At 45.6% G+C, this 1,333-nt stretch carries 1 protein-coding gene and 1 pseudogene; both read right to left on the bottom strand.

The annotated features are described in order from the left end of the window. Positions 1-839, bottom strand: an 839-nt coding sequence (locus HZ297_RS11765) for an IS3 family transposase (protein ID WP_343034834.1), incomplete at its 3' end; no start/stop codon positions are given. Beyond that, positions 821-1,333, bottom strand: a pseudogene (locus HZ297_RS11990) (hypothetical protein); the annotation flags it as partial. The pseudogene HZ297_RS11990 and the gene HZ297_RS11765, both read right to left, overlap by 19 nt.

The raw sequence follows: 1,333 nt of genomic DNA, 5'->3' as shown, positions 1-1,333 counted from the left end.
TGATTTCGATACTCTATCGGACTCAGGCCTTTGAGTTTCTGCTTGATGCGTTTGTGATTATAGTACTCAATATAGTCATGCACTTCTTGAATCAGATGATCAGCATCTTTAAACGCTTTAGCATGATACATTTCTGATTTGAGAATCCCAAAAAAGTTTTCCGCTACGGCGTTGTCTAAGCAATTGCCTTTTCTCGACATGCTTTGCACAATGCCGTTATCTCTCAGCAATTTTTGCGTTTGCGGATTTCGGTATTGCCAACCCTGATCACTATGCACCATGAGCGTCTTCTGCTCCGGCAGCTTCTCCAGCCCCTCTTCAAACATCTCTGTGACCAGTGAGAGTTGAGTATGCTTGGCAATACGATAGCTCACCACTTCCTGATTGAACAGATCAATCAGCGGAGACAGGTAAACTTTCTGGCCTTTGACCTTAAACTCCGTGACATCGGTCACCCACTTTTCATTCGGTTGACTAGCAGAAAAGTCGCGCTGTAGAAGATGCTCTGCAGCTTGCCCAACTTCACCTCGATAAGCGCGATAACGTTTTGGCCGAACGGTGGATTTAAGCCCAAGTCGCTGCATTAACCGTTGTACGACTTTATGATTCAGCGAATAACCTAAACGACGAAGCCCCAAGTAAATTCGTCGATACCCGTAGCGTCCTTTATGCTCATGGTAAAGCTGAGATAGTACCTTGATCTCATTGGCATATTTGTCTGGTTTACTTCGCTGTTTCAATGAATAGTAAAAGACACTGCGAGCCATTCGAGCAGCTTTGAGTAAATGCTTGAGTGGAAAGCGTGTTCGAAGTGCTTCAATTAGCCCTGCTTTTTCGATGTTTGGCGTTCTTTTTTCTTGAGCAGGGCATCGAGCTTTTTTAAGTAGGCATTTTCCGCACGTAGGTAGTCCAGCTCTTCTTGCATCGCTTTGATCTGTTCCTCTTGTGTGGAGTGAGAAGAGGATTGTGTATTCGGTATTTGCTTGCTCATTACAGGTCTGCCTCGGAGGTTTGAGAGCCCGGCTAAGCCTTGCGCGAGGAACTGCTTATGCCAAGTCGATAAGACACCTGGAGACGCGAGATTGAAAAAGGCACTGGTATAGCCTAAGGACCAACGCTCGGTCACCATTTTTAGCAGTATATGATACTTTTGCTTGGCGCTGTAGGGCTGTGAACGCTTTAAGAACCCTTGATTAGAATGGATCCGATAGACTTGCCCCCAATAACGTATTTGACGACTGGGTATGCCGGTGAGTGTTGAGAGAGCGGTAGAATTTTCGCCCTGAAGATAGCGCTTTGCTATGGTGACTTTTGTATTGCGACTGTATTTGGA

This window comes from Thiomicrorhabdus cannonii (genome assembly GCF_013391695.1).
GTDB classification, from domain to species: Bacteria; Pseudomonadota; Gammaproteobacteria; order Thiomicrospirales; family Thiomicrospiraceae; genus Thiomicrorhabdus; species Thiomicrorhabdus cannonii.
This window is presented reverse-complemented; position numbering and strand designations above follow the sequence as displayed.